This is a genomic window from Faecalibacterium langellae (assembly GCF_002549775.1).
GTDB classification, from domain to species: domain Bacteria; phylum Bacillota; class Clostridia; order Oscillospirales; family Ruminococcaceae; genus Faecalibacterium; species Faecalibacterium langellae.
Genome location: NZ_NMTR01000058.1, coordinates 1 through 1,102, shown reverse-complemented (window position 1 = coordinate 1,102; position 1,102 = coordinate 1). Strand labels below are relative to the sequence as shown.

The window sequence follows — 1,102 nt, the reverse complement described above, 5'->3', positions numbered from 1 at the left end:
ACATTTACTTGCGGATAAGAGAGTACTCTCCTTACAGTTGCTAAATCAGATTCTTTATTCCAAACGGATTCGCCGGTCTCCTCATTTACCTCAATAAGTGGTCTTTCAATAACTCTACCATCAGCTAAAGAAATAGATTTTTTAAAGATATTCATGATATTTGAATAGAAATATACCTTTTCTGTAGCGGACTTTCTTTCTCTAAAACTATTGTATTTTGGATAATCACCGTACACAAATTCTGGCTCTAGTTTAGGGTATTTCTTAAGTAAAGCACTTGCTACAACGGCATTCAAGTAAGCATCATGAGCATGATGAAAATCATTGATTTCACGAACTTTATAAAGTTCAAAATTCTTACGAAATTGAGAAACTAAGGTAGATTTCAAGGTAATAATTTTTACTGTTCGTACCGCTCTATTATTTTCATCTTTTTTATTATTAAATTTCTCATCAAGTAAACGAGCTACATGTTTTGTTATTTGACGTGTTTCAACCAACTGGCGTTGAATAAAACCAGCTTTGTCCTCAGGTGACAATCCTCCCCGTTCAGCTTTTGTCAGATTATCAAATTTTCGTTGAGAAATTAATTTTGATTTCAATAATTGATACCAAAATGTCTTTCTTTTTTTGACAACCTCTAAACTTGGAACATCATCTGATTTACCACGGTTACTAGCAGATGAAACAAGTACTTTATTGTCAATAGAATTATCTTTCAAAAAAGCTTGAGGAATAATATGATCAATATCATAATTACTTAATCTATCAATATCTAAATCATCTCCGGTATACATATCTTTTCCATTTTGAAGATAGTATAAGTAAAGTCGATCATTTTGAAGTGCGTTATTGTCTATTTTAGAAAGTTTTGCAGGAATATTTTCCTTAAGTATCTTACTACCTAACTCTTTGAGAGATTTTTCTAAACGTTTCAAGCGTTGTTGGGAATTAGACTTACCTTGATTGGTATATTGATTTTCACGAGCCATCTCAACAACAATTGACTCGGGTTTTCTTCCTCCCATTACTTTGACCAATTCATCTACAATTTTTATGCTTTGTAAAATACCTTTTTTAATCGCAGGACTACCTGGCAAAG

1 protein-coding gene is annotated in these 1,102 nt (G+C 32.0%); it reads right to left on the bottom strand.

Annotated features, from left to right (window positions below; genetic code table 11):
• On the bottom strand, nt 1–1,102 hold a 1,102-nt coding region (gene cas9 / locus CGS49_RS13650), incomplete at both ends, for a type II CRISPR RNA-guided endonuclease Cas9 (protein ID WP_143405890.1).